Here is an 18,508-nt window from a genome sequence, read left to right on the forward strand (position 1 = left end):
GTCGGCCCGTGTGGCAGGATGCCGACCGGGGACGGCCGGCTCCGTCGGTCTGCGTCCCCCTCCCGGCGTCGACGTGTGCGCCCCGGCGGCCTTCTGCGGTCCGGGCGCGTCCGCCGGATCCCCGGGCGGCCCCGACGGCGGCCGCCCCTCCCGTCCGACGTGCGCCGACCGCCGTGCCTGCCGCTGCGCCTGCCTGCCGTGCCGGTCCCGGACGGGTCCACCGATGCGACCCCTCCGAAAGGCCGTGCCCGTGCGCCCCACGCTCTTCACCGTCGACCGCCCCGGCCCGGGGCGGCTCAGCATCATGGCCCGGCCCCGCGGATCCGACTGGCTGGACGACGAGATGGCGGGGCTGGCGGCCGCCGGCGTCGACGTGCTCGTCTGCGCACTGACGCCGCCGGAGCTCGACGAGCTCGGGCTGGCGGGTGAGGCCGGTGCCGCGGCGGCGGCGGGCCTGCGGTTCGTGCCGGTGCCGGTACCCGACCGGTGCGTGCCCGAGGTGACGGCCGTGCTTCCCGTCCTGCACGACCTGCTCGCCCGACTCGGCCGTGGCGCCCACGTGGTGACGCACTGCAGGGCGGGCATCGGGCGGGCCTCGCTGCTGGCGGCCGGTGTCCTGGTGCTCGGCGGCGCGCCGCCGGAGGAGGCCTGGGCACGGCTGGCACGCGCCCGCGGGCTCGCGGTGCCGGACACCGACGAGCAGCGTGCCTGGGTGGTGCGCCTCGCGGGCGCCCGGTGCTGACGCGGCGCGGGCGGGCCGGCCGGCCCGCCCGACATGCCGCGTTCGGACCAAGCTCTCCGGTTCGTCCGCGCGGAGGCCGCAGACTGCGAGCACGGTACACCCCGGAGGCGGAGGTCAGGACGTGAGCGGGATCGAGGAGTTCGACGCGTGGGACGTGCACGAGTACGGTCCCGCCGACGCCCCGCACCGGGTGCTGCTCCTGCCCGGCGCGCTGTGCAGCACCGCGGTGTTCGACGACATGGCGGCCGACCCGGCGCTGGCCGGCGCGCCCGTGCGGATGGTGGCGGTGACCGTCCCGGGGTTCGCCGGCACCACGCCCCCGCAGGACCTCAGCATGGAGAACTACGCGGCGCTGCTGGGCCGTTTCGGCGCGGAGCGGGGCTGCACGACGGTGGTCGGCCACAGTCTGGGCGCGAACATCGCGCTGGAGATGGCGGCCGCCGGACACGCCCCCGGGCCGGTGGTGCTGCTGTCGCCCTCGATCTCGCGGCCGGACGAGGTGCGTGATCTCGCGATCATCGACCGCCTGGGGCGGATCCCCGGACTCGGCGGCGTCACGTGGTCGGCGGCGCTGCGGCTGACCCCGCGGATGATGGAGGACGACCTGCCCGAGGGCCGGCGGGAGGCGTTCATCGCCGACCTGCGGAAGAACGATCCGGCGTTCTGCCGCAGGATCGTGCACCACTACTTCGAGCACCTCGACCGTTACGGCTCGCTCGCTCCCCGGCTCCGGGCGTCCGGGGCGACCGCCTGGGTGGTCCGCGGCGACCGCGACGAGATCGGGCTGACCGAGGAGGAGCGCGCCGAGCTGGCGGCCGGCCCGCAGATCACCCTGGTCACCGTGCCGGACGCCGGTCACATGCTGATGATCGACCAGCCCGCGGCGCTCGCCCGGCTGGTCGCCGGGGTGGTGCTGGGGGCGTAGCGGCTGCCGCCCGGCCGGTGCTCGGCCCTGCGCTGCGCTGTGTTGCCCTGTCCTGCGCTGTGCCCGGCCGGTTCAGCCGGTGGCTCGGACGGTGACGACCAGTTTGCCGAGGGCACGGCCCTCCTGCAGGTGGCGGACCGCGTCCGCGGCACGCTCCAGAGGGTAGGTGCGGTCGACGGCCGGGGTGAGCCGTCCGGCCTCGACGAGTTCCGTCAGGTGTTCCAGGTCAGCCGTCCCGACCGTCGCGAGCAGGCTGCAGAGCCGCTGGCCGGTGACGAGGGAGACCATCGGCGCCGCGAGCTGGCGGCCGAGGCCCTGGAACCACCGGCCGCCGCCCTCGCCTCCGACGATCACGAGCGTGCCCTTCGGCGTGAGGGCCCGCCGCAGCCGGGCGAGCGGACGGTTGCCGCCGGTGTCGATGACGAGGTCCCACGTGCGGGTGCCGTCGGTGACGTCCGTGCGGGTGTGGTCGACGACGTCGTCGGCCCCGAGCGAGCGGACGAGCTCGGTCTTCGCGGTGCTGCACACGCCGGTCACGGAGGCGGCCCCGAGGGCCCGGGCCAGCTGCACGGCGAACGAGCCGACGCCGCCGCCCGCGCCGATGACGAGCACGCTTCGGCCCGGCCGGATGCGGCCGGCGTCGCGCAGCGCCCGGAGGGCGGTGACCGCGGAGACCGGGATCGCCGCCGCTTGCGCGTCGGAGAGGCCGGCCGGGGTGGGTGCCAGCCGGTCCTGGCGGGCGAGGGCGTACTCGGCGAACGAGCCGTTGCACGAGCCGTACACGGCGTCGCCCGGCCGGAAGCGGGTGACGTTGCGGCCGACGGCCGCCACCTGCCCGGCGACGTCCGTGCCACGGACGGGGTTCCGCGGCCGCCGCAGGCCGGACGCGGCGCGGACGGGGTAGGGGAGGCCGGTCATGATGTGCCACACCCCGCGGTCGACCCCGGCCGCGCCGACCCGGACGAGCACGTCGTCGTCGCCGACGGACGGCCGGTCGACCTCCCGGAGGCGGAGTACGTCGGCCTCGCCGTACCCGTCCTGCACGATGGCCTTCACGGTGTTCCCTCCGGGTGCGCGGTGGTGTCGTCGGTGCTGTCCGGGTACTGGAAGACGCTGTCGAGCCGGACGCCGAAGACCCGGGCGATCTGGAAGGCCATCTCCAGCGACGGCGAGTAGCGGCCCTGTTCGATGGCGATGACGGTCTGGCGGGTGACCCCGATGCGGCGGGCGAGTTCGGCCTGCGTCATCTCCCCGTGTGCGAAACGCAGGGCGCGGATCACGTTGGTGACCCTGGTCGGCTTCACCATCCGGAGAAGCCCCACCGGTGGGCGGAGATCCGGGCGGCGGAGCCGAGCAGCGCGGAGAGCGCGAAGGCGAGGTAGGTGGCGTTGGCGATCCAGAAGTGGTCCGCCCTCGTCATGGCCAGCACGAGCACGGTCACCCCGCCGACGACGAGGAACGACCGGCCGGCGTACTCGCCGAACCGGTTGATCTCGCGGTCCCGCAGGTCCTTCTGCCCGGCGCCCTCCGGGGACACCAGGGCGGCCGCGGCGGTGAGCGCGACGGAGGCCGCGACCGCGCCGGCGATGCTCCACAGCAGGGCCGCGGCGTACGGCACGGTGGCCAGCGGCACGCCGTCGGCCCGTCCGAGCACGACGGCCAGGTAGAGCCCGTAGGAGCAGACCGTGACCACGGCCGTGATCCAGGCGCGTCTCTCTTCGAATGCCATGCAGGAAATGTAAAACAGGCCGTACCTGGTGTCAAAGATTCTGTACATCCATCGCCGCCGTCACCGCCGACGGCCGGACCGGGCCACGGGCACCTCTGAACGGGTGAACTCCGGTGCGGAGAAAGGCCGAAGCGGCGTGTCGCGCCCGCCCCGGCGGCCCGGCCCCGCGCACCCTCCGGCCATGCGCACCCCCACGCCCCGCCGCCCCGGGCCGCGCCCCGGCGGGCCGGAACCCGGCTGGGCCGCCACCGCCGACCTGCCGGTCTGGTACGCCGCGTACGGCTCCAACCTCCGGCGCGCCCGCCTCGGCCTCTACCTCGCCGGCGGCCGGCTGCCGGGCAGCACCCGGGTCCACCCCGGATGCCGCGACGCCCGCCCGCCCACCGCCGACCTGCCCGTCCTGCTGCCCGGGACGCTCTACTTCGCCCGCCGGTCCCGGGTCTGGGGCGGCGGCATGGCGTTCCTCGACCCGGACGACGCCGGTGAACTCCCCGCCAGGGTCTATCTCCTGACGTACGGTCAACTCCTCGACATCGCCGCGCAGGAGATGCACCGCACCCCGGGGGACGGCCCCGTGCCGGATTCCCTCCCCGACCTCGCGACGGCGTACCGCGACGGCCGGCTGCAGCTCGGGCCGGGCCGCTACGAGAACCTGCTCTGCGCCGGCACCCTGGACGGCCACCCGGTGCTCACCCTCACCGCCCCCGGCGGCTCCGCCACGGCCGAACTCGGCGCGCCCACCGCCGCGTACTGCCGCGCCATCGCCGCCGGCCTCGCCGAGTCCCACGGCTGGCCGGCCGACCGGGCCGCCGCCTACCTGAGCAGCCGTCCGGGCGCGGCCGGGCACTGGACCGCCGCCGCCCTCCTCGCCGCGATCCGCGGGTGAACGGGCCCCGGGCGGGCCGGCCCCCGGCTCAGCGCAGGACGGCCGGTGACTCGGCGTCGGCGGCGAGGAGGGCGGCGGCCCCCGAGCCGTCGGCCGGCACCGACCACACGTCCGGGTCGCCGGAGCTGTCGCGGAGGGTGTAGGCGAGCGTCCGGCCGTCCAGCCAGAGGGCCTGGTCGTCCACGCTGCGCGTCTCGGCGGTGGGCGTCACCCGCAGGGTGGCGAGGTCGAGCACGGAGAGGCGCCAGCCCTTGCCGGGGTCGGCGTCCACGGCCTCCTTGAAGGCGATCCGGGTGCCGTCGGGCGAGAGCGACGGGCACTCGACGTTGTCCTTGAGGGTCCGGACGGTCCGTGCGGCCAGGTCGCCGACCACCAGGTGGCGACGTCCGCCGGTGGCGAGCGTCGCGTAGAAGGTGTTGTCGTCGGCGGCGAAGGTCGCACCCCAGTAGTTGACGTCCGGGGCGCGGTACGGCCTGCCGTCCCGGGTGACGGCGAACTCCTCCAGCGAGTCGAGCAGCCGGCCGGTCCGGGTGTCGTAGACGCCGGTCCGGGTGGAGAACCCGCCGCCGCTGTACGAGTCGCCGCCCACGAAGGTCGTCCAGGCGACCATGCGGCCGCTCGCCGACACCCGGGCGCGGCTGGGCAGCCCCGGGACGGGGATCTCCTTCCGCCGCCCCAGCGCACTGTCCAGCACGAGGATGCGGTACGACCACGGGCTGTCCGGATGCGCGCACACGCCCGTGCCTGCCGCCGCATGGGACCGCACGCACTCCAGGGCGCCCACGGTGCGGCCCGCGTCCGGCCGGGCCAGGTCGGCCGTGACCAGCCGGCGGCCCCCGACCAGCAGCAGCCGGGATCCGTCGGTGCCCAGGACGAGCGGCGCACCGGCGCCCGGCGGCGTACGGGGGGCCCGCGCGGCGGCCACGGTGATCCACCCCGCTGCGACGGCTGCGAGCAGGGCGGTGGCGACGGCCAGGACGGCGATCCGCCTGCGGAGGGTCATCGGGCGTCCTCGGTCGTGTCGGCGCCGGGCGCGGCGGGCTCCGTGGTCCTCGGCGGCGGCCGGGCTCCCCATCGTCGGGCGCGGCGGTGAGGCCGGACAACACGGGCCGGACGGCAGGCCGGCGGTCGGCAGGTGAACACCTGTCGACCGGATGGGCGTCGGCCCGTTCGGGTGCCGGATCCTCATGCGTTGCACGTGGGCCGTTCACCTGCGCGTGCCGGTCGCGCCGGGCCGGACCCCTAGGTTTCTCCCGCCCACGGCACGGGCCGGGGGCACCACCTGCCAGAAGGGACCGTCCGATGGGCACGCGCCACACCTGGGGAACAGCCACCGCCGGAGCCGCCGGCCTGTTGGCCGTCGCGATCGCCGCGACCCTCCTCACCGCGACCGCGCCGGCCGCCGCCGCGGCCACCACGACCTTCACGCCGGTCGCCGACACGTATGTCCAGGACAGCACCCCCTCCACCAACTACGGCACGTCGACCCAGTTCGTGGTCGACAACTCGCCCGTCCGGCAGTCGTTCCTGAAGTTCACGGTGAGCGGTGTGACCGCGCCCGTCACCGGCGCCAAGCTGCGCATCCGCACGATCAGCGGCAACTCCGGTGCGAGCAAGGGCGGTGTCTTCACCGCGGTGTCCGACACCACCTGGACCGAGACCGGCACCACCTGGAACAACAGGCCCGCCCTGGACGGCGCCACGCTGGCCACGCTCGGCGCGGTGACCAAGGACACCTGGTACGAGATCGACGTGACCTCGGCCGTCACCGGCAACGGCACCTTCAGCTTCGGCGCCGGCTCGTCGAGTTCGGACGGTGCGTACTACGACACCCGAGAGAGCGGCGCCGACGCCCCGCAGCTGGTGATCACCACGGCCGGCACCCCCTCACCCTCACCCTCGCCCTCGCCCTCGCCGTCCGCCCCCTCCTCGCCCACCGCTTCGCCGAGTCCCTCGGGCACGGTGCCGTCCGGCGATCCCGTGCTGGTCGGAGCCGGTGACATCGCCGACTCCGGCTCGGGCGACACGGCCACGGCCAAACTGCTCGACGGCATCCCCGGCACGGTCTTCACCGCCGGTGACAACGTCTACACCAACGGCACCGCGGCCGAGTTCGCCTCCTTCTACGAGCCGACGTGGGGCCGCCACAAGGCGCGCACCAAGCCGGCCCCCGGCAACCACGACTACAACACCTCGGGCGCGAGCGGCTACTACGCCTACTTCGGAGCGGCCGCCGGCGACCCGAGCAAGGGCTACTACTCCTACGACCTCGGCAACTGGCACGTGGTGGCCCTGAATTCCAACATCGCGATGGCGGCCGGATCCGCCCAGGAGCAGTGGCTGCGCGCCGACCTCGCCGCGAGCGGCAAGCCCTGCACGATCGCCTACTGGCACCACCCGCTCTACACCTCGGGCTCCAACCACGCGCCGTCCACCGCGACACGGCCGCTGTACCAGGCCCTCTACGACGCCGACGCGGACGTCGTCGTGACCGGCCACAACCACCAGTACGAGCGGTTCGCCCCGCAGAACGCCAACGGGGGCCTCGACAACGCGCGCGGCCTGCGCAGCTTCGTCGCGGGCATGGGCGGTGCCGGCTTCTACGGCTTCGGGACCGTCCAGGCCAACAGCGAGGCCCGCAACAGCGACACCCACGGCGTGCTGAAGTTCACCCTTCACGCCAACAGCTACGACTGGGAGTTCGTGCCCGAGGCCGGCAAGACCTACAACGACCGCGGCACCGGGAACTGCCACTGACACACCGGTCCGGTGCTCCCCGCCGGGCAGGGCGGCGTGCCACGGCCCGGTCAGGACCGGGCGACCGTCCGCGGAAAGCGTCCGGGCAGCGGGACCGCCGCGGCGAACGGCTCGGCGGGCCCCGGGGCCGACAGCTCGCGCGCGCAGGGCGTCACTCCTTCTTCGCCCGGCTCGGCTGCACCCGCATCGGCTCGCCCGGCATCTTCGGGTGGTCGGGCGGGTAGGGCAGGTCGCCGGAGTCCTGCTGCGCGTACAGCTCCAGCAAGGGCGTCAGGTCGAAGGCGTGGTCGTCCATGTCGGCGTGCAGGTCGCCGAGTTCGGCGAACCGCTTCGGCACCGTCCGCAGGTCGAAGTCGAGCGGCACGACATCGTCGAGCTCCTCCCAGCGCAGCGGCGTGGACGCCGTCGCCTCGGGGCGGGCGCGCAGCGAGTACGGGGAGGCGATCGTGCGGTCCCGCGCCATCTGGTTGTAGTCGACGAAGATCTGCTCGCCGCGCTCCTCCTTCCACCACGCGGTGGTGACCCGGCCCGGCATGCGGCGTTCCAGCTCCCGGCCGAGCGCGATGACGGCGTGCCGGCAGTCGGTGAACGTCCAGCGCGGCTCCACCGGCACGTACACGTGCAGCCCGCGGCCGCCCGAGGTCTTCGGCCAGCCGCGCAGCCCGGACTCCTCCAGCACCGCCCTCAGCTCGTGCGCGGCCCGGACGGCGTGGTGGAAGTCGGTGCCCGGCTGCGGGTCGAGGTCGATGCGCAGCTCGTCCGGGTGCTCCGTGTCGCTGCGCCGCACCGGCCACGGGTGGAACGTCAGACAGCCCAGGTTGGCGGCCCACAGCACGGCGGCCGGCTCGGCCGGGCAGATCTCGTCGGCGCTCCGGCCGCTGGGGAAGGAGATCCGGGCGGTCCCCAGCCACTCCGGCAGGCCCCTGGGGGCGCGCTTCTGGTAGAAGAACTCGCCCTCCACCCCGTCCGGGAAGCGCTGCAGGGTGGTCGGCCGGTCGCGCAGGCCGCGCAGCACACCCGGCGCGACCGCCAGGTAGTACTCGGCGACGTCGCGCTTGGTCCAGCCCCGGGCCGGGAAGTACACCTTGTCCGGGTTGGAGAGGCGCACGGCCCTGCCGTCCACGTCCAGTTCCACCGCTGAGCCCATGGCCTCCACGCTAGGCGGGCCCGCGCCATCCGGCGCGCGGGCCGCGGGGCCTGCGGCGAGGATCGGACCATGGACCTTCCCGTGATGCCGCCCGTCCGGCCGATGCTCGCCACGTCGGTGGCCGAGATCCCGCCGGGCATGCAGTACGAGGCCAAGTGGGACGGCTTCCGCGCGATCGTCTTCCGCGACGGCGACGAGGTCGAGATCGGCAGCCGCACCACCAGACCCCTCACCCGGTACTTCCCCGAACTGGTGGAGGCCTTCCGGCGCGAGCTGCCCGCCCGCTGCGTGGTGGACGGCGAGATCGTGATCGCCCGGGACGGCCGGTTGCGCTTCGAGGACCTGCTGGAGCGCATCCACCCCGCTTCCTCCCGGGTCCGCACCCTCGCGGAACGCACCCCGGCGTCCTTCGTCGCCTTCGACCTGCTCGCCCTCGACGGCACCGCGCTCGCGGACCTGCCGCTGAGCGAACGCCGGGCCGCCCTGGAGACGGCTCTCGCGGGCGCCGGTGCGCCGGTGCACGTGGCCCCCGCCTCCACGGACATCGACGTCGCCCGCACCTGGTTCGCACAGTACGAGGGCGCGGGGCTGGACGGCGTCGTGGCCAAGCCCCTGGACGCGCCCTACGCGCCGAACGAGCGCACCCTCTTCAAGATCAAGCACCTGCGGACGGCCGACTGCGTGCTCGCCGGCTACCGCGAGCACAAGAGCGGCCCGATCGTCGGCTCGCTGCTGCTCGGCCTCCACGACGACGACGGCCGGCTCCAGCACGTCGGCGTGTGCGCGTCCTTCCCCATGGACCGCCGCCGGGAACTCGTCGAGGAACTCGCCCCGCTGCGCCTCGACGACCTGGCGGGCCACCCGTGGGAGGCCTGGGCGGACGAGAGCGCCCAGGCCTCCTCCCGGCTGCCCGGCGCGGTCAGCCGCTGGACGGGCACCAAGAACCTCTCCTGGGTGCCGCTGCGCCCCGAGCGGGTGATCGAGGTGGCGTACGACCACATGGAGGGCACGCGCTTCCGGCACACGGCGCAGTTCCGCCGGTGGCGGCCCGACCGTGAGCCGTCCGACTGCGGCTACGGGCAGCTGGAGGAGCCGCAGTCGTACGACCTCGCGGAGATCCTCCGCTGAGCCGGAGCCGGAGCCGGAGCCGGAGCCGGCCCGCGACCCGCCGCACCGGCCCGCCCGCGACCGCGGGGCCGGTGCGGCGGGTGCAACTCCGTGATTCCGGTGCTGCGTTCCTCATTGACACGGCCACGCCCCCGCCGCGACCATGGACCGCACCGCCCGACCGTCCGAAGGCGCACTCTCCCGCACCGAAGTGGGAGCGCTCCCACGACGTTTGGGCCGGTAGACCGGCTGCTCCCACCCCCGTGGCAGCCGGCCGCCTCGTTGTGCCGTCACCCGTACGCCCCCACCCCCCGTACGGCCCCACCCCCCTGTCCGGCCCGTCCGGCATGCCCGGGCACCCCCACGCCCACCCCACGCCCACCCCGCGCAACCCCCTGCGCCGCCCGTCACCGCACCCCCGTCACCACACCCCCGTCACCACACCCCCACCACCGCCCGGCGCCGCGAGCCGCGTCCCTCCGCCGGGTGCCCCCACCCCCGCCGTCCCGGAAGGACGCCATGTCGTACCCCGCCGCACTCCCACCCGGCCGGCCCGTTCCGGCCCGCCTGCTGCCCGAGCAGCCCGCCGCGCCCCGGCGCGGCAGGGTGCACCGCGGCGTGGCCGGGTTCGCCCTCGCGGGGGCGCTCGCCGCGGGCCTCCTGCTGCCGCTCCACTCCGCAGCTCAGGCGGCCACCCCCGCCTTCAACTACGCGGAGGCGCTGCAGAAGTCGGTGCTCTTCTACGAGGCGCAGCAGTCGGGAACGCTCCCCGCCACCAACCGGGTCTCCTGGCGCGGCAACTCCGCGCTCGACGACGGCAAGAGCGCCGGCCTCGACCTGACCGGCGGCTGGTACGACGCCGGCGACCACGTCAAGTTCGGTCTGCCGATGGCCGCTTCGACCACCATGCTGGCGTGGGGCGGCATCTCCCAGAAGCAGGGCTACACCGCCTCCGGGCAGATGCAGTACCTCAAGAACAACCTGCGCTTCGTCAACGACTACTTCATCAAGGCGCACCCCGCACCCAACGTCCTCTACGGCCAGGTGGGCAACGGCAGCAAGGACCACGCCTGGTGGGGACCGGCCGAGGTGCTGCCGATGGACCGGCCGTCGTACAAGATCGACGCCTCCTGCCCCGGCTCCGACCTCGCCGGCGAGACGGCCGCCGCGATGGCCTCCTCGTCCATGGTCTTCGCCGACAGCGACCCGGCGTACGCCGCCACCCTGCTGTCGCACGCCAAGCAGCTCTACACCTTCGCCGACACCTACCGCGGCAAGTACTCGGACTGCATCACCGACGCCAAGGACTACTACAACTCCTGGAGCGGCTACAACGACGAGCTGGTCTGGGGCGCGATCTGGCTCTACAAGGCCACCGGGGACGCGAGTTACCTCGCAAAGGCCGAGGCGGCCTACGCCAACCTCTCCACCGAGCCGCAGTCGGCGACCCGCTCCTACAAGTGGACCATCGCGTGGGACGACAAGTCGTACGGCGCGTACGTCCTGCTGGCCCAGCTCACCGGCAAGCAGCAGTACATCGACGACACCAACCGCTGGCTCGACTGGTGGACCGTCGGCGTCGACGGCGCGAAGGTGCGGTACTCGCCGGGCGGCGAGGCCGTCCTCGACTCGTGGGGCTCGCTGCGCTACGCCGCCAACACCGCCTTCGCCGCGCTCGTCTACTCCGACGGCCTGACCGGTGACGCCACCCGCAAGGCCCGGTACCACGACTTCGCCGTGCGCCAGATCAACTACGCCCTCGGCGACAACCCGCGCAAGTCCAGCTACCTGATCGGCTTCGGCGACAACTCCCCGAAGAACCCGCACCACCGCACCGCGCACGGCTCCTGGACGGACCAGCTCACCAGCCCCGTCAACAGCCGCCACCTGCTCGTCGGCGCCCTCGTCGGAGGCCCGAGCTCGCCGGACGACACCTACACCGACGACCGCGGGAACTACACCAACAACGAGGTCGCGACGGACTACAACGCGGCCTTCACCGGGGCGCTGGCCCGCCTCTACGCCGAGTACGGCGGCACCCCGCTCGCGTCGTTCCCGACGAAGGAGACCCCGGACGGGCCCGAGATGTCCGTGCAGGCGTCGCTGAACACCACCGGGACGACCTTCACCGAGGTCAAGGCCTACCTCATCAACAAGTCGGCGTGGCCGGCCCGTGCGATGAAGCGCGCCGAACTGCGCTACTACTTCACCCTCGAACCCGGTGTCAGCCCGAGCCAGCTCACCCTGACCACCAACTACAACCAGTGCGGCACCATCAGCGGGCCCACCCAGTACGCGGGTTCGGTCTACTACGTGTCGATCGACTGCTCCAACACGGTGATCGCACCGGCGGGCCAGTCGGCGTACCGCAAGGAGGTGCAGTTCCGGATCGCCTCCTCCGGGGCGTGGGATCCCACCAACGACTGGTCGTACCAGGGCATCGAGACCAACCCGAGCTCCCCGCCGGTCGACACCACGCACCTGGTGCTGCTCGACGGCGGCGTGAAGCAGTGGGGCGCCCTGCCGGACGGCTCCACGCCGTCGCCGTCGCCCTCCCCGTCGGCCTCGCCCTCGTCCTCCCCGTCCTCCTCGCCGTCGCCGTCGCCCTCACCTTCGCCGTCCCCGTCGCCCAGCCCGTCCTCCTCGCCGTCGCCGAGCCCCACCGCGCCGGTCGGCGGATGCGCCGTCACCTATGCGATCGCGAGCAGTTGGGGCACCGGCTACACCGCGAACGTCACGGTGAAGAACACCGGGTCCGCGCCGGTCTCCGGCTGGACGCTGGCCTGGACGTTCCAGGGCGCCGAGAAGATCACCAACGCCTGGAGCGCGACGGTGGCCCAGACGGGCAGCGCCGTCACCGCCAAGGACGCCGGTTACAACGCCGGCATCGCCGCAGGGGCCTCCACCTCCTTCGGATTCCAGGCGTCCGGTGCGCCCGCCGCCGTACCGGCCTTCACCCTCAACGGGAAGGCCTGCACGGCAGCCTGACGCACCCCACCCCGAGCCGCGGTCCGGCCTGCTTGAGGGGGCAGGCCGGACCGCATTCACCCTCTGCCTGCCGCCCCGCCGGGCGGCAGGCTTCGGGCATGCCGCGCTTCCCCTCCCGTCGAATGAACGGCCGTCCTCGGACCCCGGGATCAGGGCCCACTACCGCGGCGCGCGCCCCGTCGGGGATCTTTCCCGCATGAATCCTCCGGAGGGATCCGGATGCGGGAGGATGCTCGACGACGGTCCGCGGCAACGGTGCTGCGGGCCACAGCATTTCGAGGGGGCGCAGGTGTGGCAGGCAGTGGTGCGGGACGGGCGAGGGGCGCTGCTGCTGGTGTGTGCGTGCTATCAGGGCTTCACGCTGCTCGCAGGCCGTCTTCTGATCGCGGCACCCCGCCACCGGCAACTGCTGGCACGGGTCCGCAGCTGCCGGGCGCGGATCGCCGTGCTGGCCGCCGGGTCGGGCGGTGATCCGCTCCGGGGAGCCGAACTGGCCGTGGTGACCGACCTGTTGGACGGTGCGGAGAGCCCGGCGGGCCGGCGGACGGCGGGCCGGGCGGTGCCCGGCGCCCCGGTGACGACGATGTCGCTGTCGAAGCTCGCCGCGGGGTGGCGTTCGCTGCACGGGGCCGAGCGCCGGCTCCTGCTGCTGGAGGCGGGGGAGGAGACCGAGGCGCGGGTCCGTACCGTCCGGCTCCGGCTGGTGGCCACCGGTCTCCCCGCGGACGCGTCACTGGCCGCCGAGCTGGCGGCCGCCTCGACCGCGCCGGGCGGCGCCGCCCGTCCGCTGCTCGTGGCCGCGACCGAGCTGCTCGACGACCGCGAGGACGGTGCGGCCGAGCGGGAGTACGAGCAGCAGCGGGTCGCACTCTGGCTCGCCGCGACCGGGCTCGGCGTCGTGCTCGTGGTCGGCCTGGTGTTCGGGAACGGGCCGACGCTGCTGGTCGGCGCCCTGGGCGGGTTCCTGTCGCCGCTCGTCGGCGCGGTGCGTTCGCAGCGGCCCTCGCCCCGGGGCGTGCCGGTGCTGGCCCCGGTGGGCGGCGCGCTCGCGGCGGTGGGCGGCCTGCTGCTCGTCCGCACGCTGGCGGACCCCCGGCTCGGCCTGCTGGGCGAGGTGTTCCTGGAGAACTCCTGGGGTGCCCCGGCACGGCCGATCGCCCTGGCGATCGCCCTGCTCTCCGGGCTCTCCGGCGGCGCCTTCGCGCGCCTGGCACTGGCTGCGGCCGGTCGGCCGGACACCGCACCGGGCCGGGGCGCGACGCCGGGCCAGGGTGCTGTGCCGGGCCGGGGCGCGCTGGTGGGCCGGGACGGCACGGCCGTGCGGAGCGGCGGACCGGGCGCGGGCCCGGTGCGGTAGCGGTGCGGTAGCGCCGCACCGAAGACGTCCCCACCCCACCCCGTCCCCACCCGTCTCCCGCGGCCCGTCTCCCGCGGCCCGTGGGCACCCGGCCCGGTGCCCTGCCGGCCCCGGGCGTACGGGCGCCGGCACGGCGGTCGCTCACCCGTCCGGGTGCGCCCCGGCATGCCGTGGGCCTGTCCGGGGCGGGGCTCGGGGACGATCGTTCAGCCCAGCTGTGACCGCCCTTAAGAATTCCTCGATGGACCGGACGGGCTCCGGACGGGCAGATTGCACAGTGTCCGGCGGGGCGGGTTCCCGCCCCGCCGGGCTTCCGTTCCATCGTGCGTCAGGAGCGCTCGCCGTGAAGGCACTCGTCAAGCAGAAGGCCGAGCCCGGGCTCTGGCTGGTGGACGTCCCGATGCCGGAGATCGGCCCCTCCGACGTGCTCATCAAGGTGCTCCGCACGGGCATCTGCGGAACGGACCTGCACATCCGCAACTGGGACGGCTGGGCGCAGCAGACCATCACGACGCCCCTGACGCTGGGTCACGAGTTCGTCGGCGAGGTCGCCGCGACCGGTGCGGCGGTGGCCGACATCGAGGTCGGCGACCTGGTGAGCGGCGAGGGCCACCTCGTCTGCGGCAAGTGCCGCAACTGTCTGGCCGGGCGCCGGCACCTGTGTCGCAACACGGTCGGTCTGGGCGTGGGCCGCGACGGCGCGTTCGCCGAGTTCGTGGCGCTGCCCGCCGCCAACGTCTGGGTGCACCGGGTGCCGGTGGAGCTCGACGTCGCGGCGATCTTCGACCCGTTCGGCAACGCCGTGCACACCGCGCTGTCGTTCCCGCTCGTCGGCGAGGACGTCCTGATCACCGGTGCCGGCCCGATCGGCATCATGGCGGCGGCGGTCGCCAAGCACGCCGGCGCCCGCAACGTGATGATCACGGACGTGTCCCCGTACCGGCTGGACCTCGCCCGCAAGGTCGGTGTGACGCTGGCCCTCGACGTCTCGCAGCAGACCATCGAGGAGGGCCAGCAGCAGCTCGGCCTGCGCGAGGGCTTCGACGTCGGCCTGGAGATGTCAGGCCGGCCGGAGGCCATGCAGTCGATGATCGCCAACATGACCCACGGCGGCCGGATCGCCATGCTGGGCCTGCCCGCGAACGACTTCGCCGTCGACTGGGCCCGCATCGTCACCTCGATGATCACCATCAAGGGCATCTACGGCCGCGAGATGTTCGAGACCTGGTACGCCATGTCCGTGCTGCTGGAGGGCGGCCTGGACCTCAGCCCCGTCATCACCGGCCGCTACGCCGCCGCCGACTTCCAGGCCGCCTTCGACGAGGCGTCCGGCGGCAAGTGCGGCAAGGTCATCCTCGACTGGACCGTCTGACACCCCCAGGAGCAGCCACACATGTTCGACAACGTCCGTGACGACCTCGCCGCGACCCTCGACGAGATCCGCGAGGCCGGCCTCTTCAAGCCCGAGCGGGTCATCGGCTCGCCGCAGAGCGCCGCCGTCACCGTGACCGGAGGCGGGCGCCCCGGCGAGGTGCTGAACTTCTGCGCCAACAACTACCTCGGCCTCGCCGACCATCCCGCCGTGGTCGCCGCCGCCAAGGAGGCGCTGGACCGCTGGGGCTACGGCATGGCCTCCGTCCGTTTCATCTGCGGCACCCAGGACGTGCACAAGCAGCTGGAGGAGCGCCTCTCGCAGTTCCTCGGCCAGGAGGACACCGTCCTCTACTCCTCCTGCTTCGACGCCAACGGCGGTGTCTTCGAGACCCTCCTCGACGACCGCGACGCCGTCATCTCGGACGCCCTCAACCACGCCTCCATCATCGACGGCATCCGCCTCTCCAAGGCCCGCCGGCACCGCTACGCCAACCGCGACATGGCCGACCTGGAGGCGCAGCTCAAGGCCAGCCAGGACGCCCGCCGCCGCCTGATCGTCACCGACGGCGTGTTCTCCATGGACGGCTACATCGCGCCGCTCCGCGAGATCTGCGACCTCGCGGACCGCTACGACGCCATGGTGATGGTCGACGACTCGCACGCCGTCGGCTTCGTCGGCCCGACCGGCCGCGGCACCCCCGAGCTGCACGGTGTCACGGACCGGGTCGACATCATCACCGGCACCCTCGGCAAGGCCCTCGGCGGGGCGTCCGGCGGCTACGTCGCCGCCCGCCGGGAGGTCGTCGCCCTGCTGCGCCAGCGTTCGCGCCCGTACCTCTTCTCCAACTCGCTGGCGCCGGTGATCGCGGCCGCCTCGCTGACCGTGCTCGACCTGCTGGAGCGCTCCGCCGACCTGCGGGAGCGGCTCGCCGCCAACACGAAGCTGTTCCGCAGCCGGATGACCGACGCGGGCTTCGACGTGCTGCCCGGCGAGCACGCCATCGCCCCGGTGATGGTCGGCGACGCCGCGAAGGCGGGCCGCCTCGCCGAGCTGCTGCTGGAGCGCGGCGTGTACGTGATCGGCTTCTCGTACCCGGTCGTGCCGCACGGCCAGGCCCGGATCCGCGTCCAGCTCTCCGCCGCACACTCCACCGCGGACGTGGAGCGGGCCGTCGCCGCCTTCGTCGACGCCCGCGACGCCCTGGGGGAGTGACCGACCAGGCGCGGACCACCCTCACCGCGCCCTCCCGCGGGGCACCCCCGGCCCCGCACCCGCCGCCGGCCCGGCTTCCACCGGGTCGGCGGCGGCGTTCCCCCCGTTCCCCCTGTCCCCCCGTGCCGCCGCCGGGGCCCGCACCCGTCGCCGAAGCCCCCGTACGCGGCCGCCGCGCCGTGCGCCGCCGGCCACCTGCCCGGCCACCCGCCCGGCAGCCCCCCGGATGCGACCGGGCCGCCGCCGTCCGAGAGTCGGCAGGGACGGCACGGACGGCATCGGCGGGAGGAGCGAGGTGCGCCCCATCCTCCCGGCCTCCGCGCCCCGGACCGGCGCCGCGCTCCCCACCGTCCTGATCGGGCTCGGCCTGGCGGCCGCCCTCGCGGTGACCGCCGCGTTCACGTGGTCGGCGCTCACGCGTGGCGGCGGCACGGGCCGGCCCTGGTCCGGCCCGGTGACAGGTCTCGCGGCGGGCGCGCTGGGCGGCGCGTCCGGCACCGCCGCGCGGGTGGTGCTCACCGCGGCGGGCGTCGCCGCCGTGGCGGCGGTCGGGGCGCTGCTCGCGCGGGATCCCCCGCCGGGGCTGCCGCTGCCGCGCGTGACGGGGATGCTCGCGGCCGGTGCCGTCCTGGTCGCCACCGGCCTGCGGGAACGTCCCGGCGCCGCGGTGGTCGGCCTGTGCTGCGTGGCGCTGGTGCTGGCGGAGTTCCTCGCTCCCGGCCGCCGCCGGCCGCTGCCCGGCGGCGTGGCGCTCGGCCTGGCCGTCGCCCTGCAGCCGGCGCTGGTGCTGTTCGCGGTGCTGCTCGCCGTCGGGCGGGCCCGGCGCCGGGCCCTGCGGGCGGTGGCGCTGGCGCTCGCGCTGGACGCGGCGGCCTGGGCGGCGCGTCCGGCGGCGTCCGCCCGCGGCTGGCGGCGGGTCGCCGACTCCGTGGCCGTCGCAGGACCGGACAGCCGGTCCGTCCCGGGCCTGCTCGCCCAGCTGCACCTGCACGGCGTCCCGCTGCTGCTCGTCTGGGCAGCGGCCGGCACGGCCGTCTGCGTCCTGGCACTGCGGCGGGGGAGCCTCCTCGCCGCGGACCTCCAGCGGCCGCTCGCCCTGGGGGTGGCGGGCTGCGCGGTGGCGTTCGCGGCGCCGCGGGCCGGTGCGGACGCCTCGGCGTGGCTGCTGCTCGCCGCCGTCGGACGGGTCGGGCGGCGGCCGGAGGACCGTGCGCTGTGGCCGGTCGTCGCGGCGACCGTCGCGCTGCTGCCGCCGTCGCTCCTCGACCCGACGATCGAGCCCGTCTCCGGCCTGCTGCTGCGCAACGCCCCGGCGCTGACGGCGGCCGCCGCGGCGGCGGTGCTCCCGTTCCGGCGGACCGGCGACCCGCTCTGGTCGGTGCGGCGGAGGCCGGGGCCGACGCCGGCGCACCCGTTCGGCCGGTCGTACCTGCCGCTGCTGCCCGCCGGGCTGCGCCCGGTGTCACGGCCGAACCCGCTGCTGGAGCTGCTGTTCGTCCAGGTCGGCTACGGCGTGTACTCGTGGATCCGCAACGCGGCCCCGGACCGCGCGGCGGTGGCCGTCGGTCACGCCCGGCAGGTGCTGCGCGCCGAGGAACTGCTGCACCTGGACGCCGAGCGGCTGCTCAACGGCTGGGCGCTGCGCGAGCCGGCGGTGCTGGACCTCTCGCTGTTCTTCTACAAGTCCTTCCACCTGATCGTGCCGATGCTGGTGCTGGTCTGGCTGTACCTGTGGCGGCCGGGCCGCTACCGCACCTCGCGGACGGTGCTCTTCACCGCCACCGGACTCGCCCTGGCGGGGTTCTGGGCCTACCCGCTGGCGCCGCCCCGGCTGACCCCCGGCCTCGGCCTGCGCGACAGCCCGGCCGGCACCGTCGCGACCGCCCCGCTCGGCGCGCTGACGGAGCTCACCAACCAGTACGCGGCGATGCCGTCGCTGCACATCGCCTGGGCGCTGTGGTGCGCGCTGTGCGTGTCCGCCGCGACCCGCCGCCGCGGTCTCGGCGGGCTCGCCTGGCTGTACCCGGCGGCCACCCTCTTCGCCGTCGTCGCCTCGGCCAACCACTGGGTGCTGGACGCCGTCGGCGGTGCGGCGGTCGTGGCCGTCGGCTGCCTCGTGCAGTACGTGCTCACCGGGCGCAGACTGCTCGACCGGTCGGCCGGCCTCCCGCCGGGCACGGTCCTGCCGCAGCAGCAGGTCGCCGGCGGCGCGGAACGCGGCAGTCCGCCCCGCGGCGCCTGAACCCGGGCGCGTCCGGCGCGGCCGTCCGGCGCTGGCAGAAT

General features: G+C 74.7%; 15 protein-coding genes. 10 read left to right on the forward strand and 5 right to left on the reverse strand.

Features of this window, described 5'->3' with window-relative positions:
• Positions 1-223 precede the first annotated feature (223 nt).
• Positions 224-742 (forward strand): tyrosine protein phosphatase, encoded by a 519-nt coding sequence (locus SNE206_RS28750; RefSeq protein WP_407916424.1) that lies wholly within the window; start codon positions 224-226, stop codon positions 740-742.
• A gap of 121 nt (positions 743-863) precedes the next feature.
• A complete protein-coding gene (locus SNE206_RS28755) occupies positions 864-1,667 on the forward strand; it encodes an alpha/beta fold hydrolase (RefSeq protein WP_407916425.1) in 804 nt (267 codons plus the stop codon).
• Positions 1,668-1,739: 72 nt separating this feature from the next.
• Here SNE206_RS28755 and SNE206_RS28760 read toward each other — a convergent pair whose 3' ends face one another.
• From SNE206_RS28760 to SNE206_RS28770, 3 genes are read right to left on the reverse strand one after another with little or no spacing between them, the layout of a single operon-like run.
• Complete coding sequence (locus SNE206_RS28760; RefSeq protein WP_407916426.1) at positions 1,740-2,723, reverse strand: NAD(P)-dependent alcohol dehydrogenase; 984 nt, start codon at positions 2,721-2,723, stop codon at positions 1,740-1,742.
• Complete coding sequence (locus SNE206_RS28765; RefSeq protein WP_407916427.1) at positions 2,720-2,974, reverse strand: helix-turn-helix transcriptional regulator; 255 nt, start codon at positions 2,972-2,974, stop codon at positions 2,720-2,722. The genes SNE206_RS28760 and SNE206_RS28765 overlap by 4 nt, the downstream gene beginning before the upstream one ends.
• Positions 2,968-3,396, reverse strand: coding sequence for a hypothetical protein (locus SNE206_RS28770; RefSeq protein ID WP_407916428.1), 429 nt, complete (start codon positions 3,394-3,396; stop codon positions 2,968-2,970). Before SNE206_RS28770 ends, SNE206_RS28765 begins: the two co-directional genes overlap by 7 nt.
• Before the next feature lie 181 nt (positions 3,397-3,577).
• Between SNE206_RS28770 and SNE206_RS28775 the strand changes: the two genes are divergently transcribed.
• Complete coding sequence (locus tag SNE206_RS28775; protein WP_407916429.1) at positions 3,578-4,282, forward strand: histone deacetylase; 705 nt, start codon at positions 3,578-3,580, stop codon at positions 4,280-4,282.
• 28 nt (positions 4,283-4,310) lie between these two features.
• Here the strand turns inward: SNE206_RS28775 and SNE206_RS28780 are convergent, their stop codons facing one another.
• On the reverse strand, positions 4,311-5,285 hold the full coding sequence (locus tag SNE206_RS28780; RefSeq protein ID WP_407916430.1) for a TolB family protein: 975 nt from the start codon (positions 5,283-5,285) through the stop codon (positions 4,311-4,313).
• Between the two features lie 299 nt (positions 5,286-5,584).
• Here SNE206_RS28780 and SNE206_RS28785 point away from each other — a divergent pair, with 299 nt between their 5' ends.
• Positions 5,585-7,039: a DNRLRE domain-containing protein gene (locus SNE206_RS28785; protein ID WP_407916431.1), complete on the forward strand. Its 1,455-nt coding sequence runs from the start codon at positions 5,585-5,587 to the stop codon at positions 7,037-7,039.
• Between the two features lie 151 nt (positions 7,040-7,190).
• Here SNE206_RS28785 and ligD read toward each other — a convergent pair whose 3' ends face one another.
• The gene (ligD, locus tag SNE206_RS28790; protein ID WP_407916474.1) at positions 7,191-8,174 is read right to left on the reverse strand and encodes a non-homologous end-joining DNA ligase; all 984 of its coding nucleotides are present in this window, start codon (positions 8,172-8,174) and stop codon (positions 7,191-7,193) included.
• Positions 8,175-8,255: 81 nt separating this feature from the next.
• Between ligD and SNE206_RS28795 the strand changes: the two genes are divergently transcribed.
• The 6 genes from SNE206_RS28795 to SNE206_RS28820 all read left to right on the forward strand — a co-directional run bounded on the left by SNE206_RS28795 (position 8,256) and on the right by SNE206_RS28820 (position 18,467).
• On the forward strand, positions 8,256-9,314 hold the full coding sequence (locus SNE206_RS28795; protein WP_407916432.1) for an ATP-dependent DNA ligase: 1,059 nt from the start codon (positions 8,256-8,258) through the stop codon (positions 9,312-9,314).
• Between the two features lie 498 nt (positions 9,315-9,812).
• Complete coding sequence (locus tag SNE206_RS28800; RefSeq protein ID WP_407916433.1) at positions 9,813-12,281, forward strand: glycoside hydrolase family 9 protein; 2,469 nt, start codon at positions 9,813-9,815, stop codon at positions 12,279-12,281.
• 289 nt (positions 12,282-12,570) lie between these two features.
• A complete protein-coding gene (locus SNE206_RS28805; RefSeq protein ID WP_407916434.1) occupies positions 12,571-13,638 on the forward strand; it encodes a hypothetical protein in 1,068 nt (355 codons plus the stop codon).
• 343 nt (positions 13,639-13,981) lie between these two features.
• Positions 13,982-15,010, forward strand: coding sequence for an L-threonine 3-dehydrogenase (gene tdh, locus SNE206_RS28810; RefSeq protein WP_407916435.1), 1,029 nt, complete (start codon positions 13,982-13,984; stop codon positions 15,008-15,010).
• Positions 15,011-15,031: 21 nt separating this feature from the next.
• Positions 15,032-16,225, forward strand: coding sequence for a glycine C-acetyltransferase (locus tag SNE206_RS28815; protein ID WP_407916436.1), 1,194 nt, complete (start codon positions 15,032-15,034; stop codon positions 16,223-16,225).
• Between the two features lie 295 nt (positions 16,226-16,520).
• Positions 16,521-18,467: a phosphatase PAP2 family protein gene (locus SNE206_RS28820; protein WP_407916437.1), complete on the forward strand. Its 1,947-nt coding sequence runs from the start codon at positions 16,521-16,523 to the stop codon at positions 18,465-18,467.
• Positions 18,468-18,508 lie beyond the last annotated feature (41 nt).

Source organism: Kitasatospora sp. NE20-6, from assembly GCF_045862635.1.

Coding starts and splice junctions, on each gene's coding strand:
- SNE206_RS28750 (WP_407916424.1), top strand. CDS start 224: ATGCGACCCCTCCGAAAGGCCGTGCCCGTGCGCCCCACGCTCTTCACC.
- SNE206_RS28765 (WP_407916427.1), bottom strand. CDS start 2,974: ATGGTGAAGCCGACCAGGGTCACCAACGTGATCCGCGCCCTGCGTTTC.
- SNE206_RS28770 (WP_407916428.1), bottom strand. CDS start 3,396: ATGGCATTCGAAGAGAGACGCGCCTGGATCACGGCCGTGGTCACGGTC.
- SNE206_RS28775 (WP_407916429.1), top strand. CDS start 3,578: ATGCGCACCCCCACGCCCCGCCGCCCCGGGCCGCGCCCCGGCGGGCCG.
- SNE206_RS28780 (WP_407916430.1), bottom strand. CDS start 5,285: ATGACCCTCCGCAGGCGGATCGCCGTCCTGGCCGTCGCCACCGCCCTG.
- SNE206_RS28785 (WP_407916431.1), top strand. CDS start 5,585: ATGGGCACGCGCCACACCTGGGGAACAGCCACCGCCGGAGCCGCCGGC.
- SNE206_RS28795 (WP_407916432.1), top strand. CDS start 8,256: ATGGACCTTCCCGTGATGCCGCCCGTCCGGCCGATGCTCGCCACGTCG.
- SNE206_RS28800 (WP_407916433.1), top strand. CDS start 9,813: ATGTCGTACCCCGCCGCACTCCCACCCGGCCGGCCCGTTCCGGCCCGC.
- SNE206_RS28815 (WP_407916436.1), top strand. CDS start 15,032: ATGTTCGACAACGTCCGTGACGACCTCGCCGCGACCCTCGACGAGATC.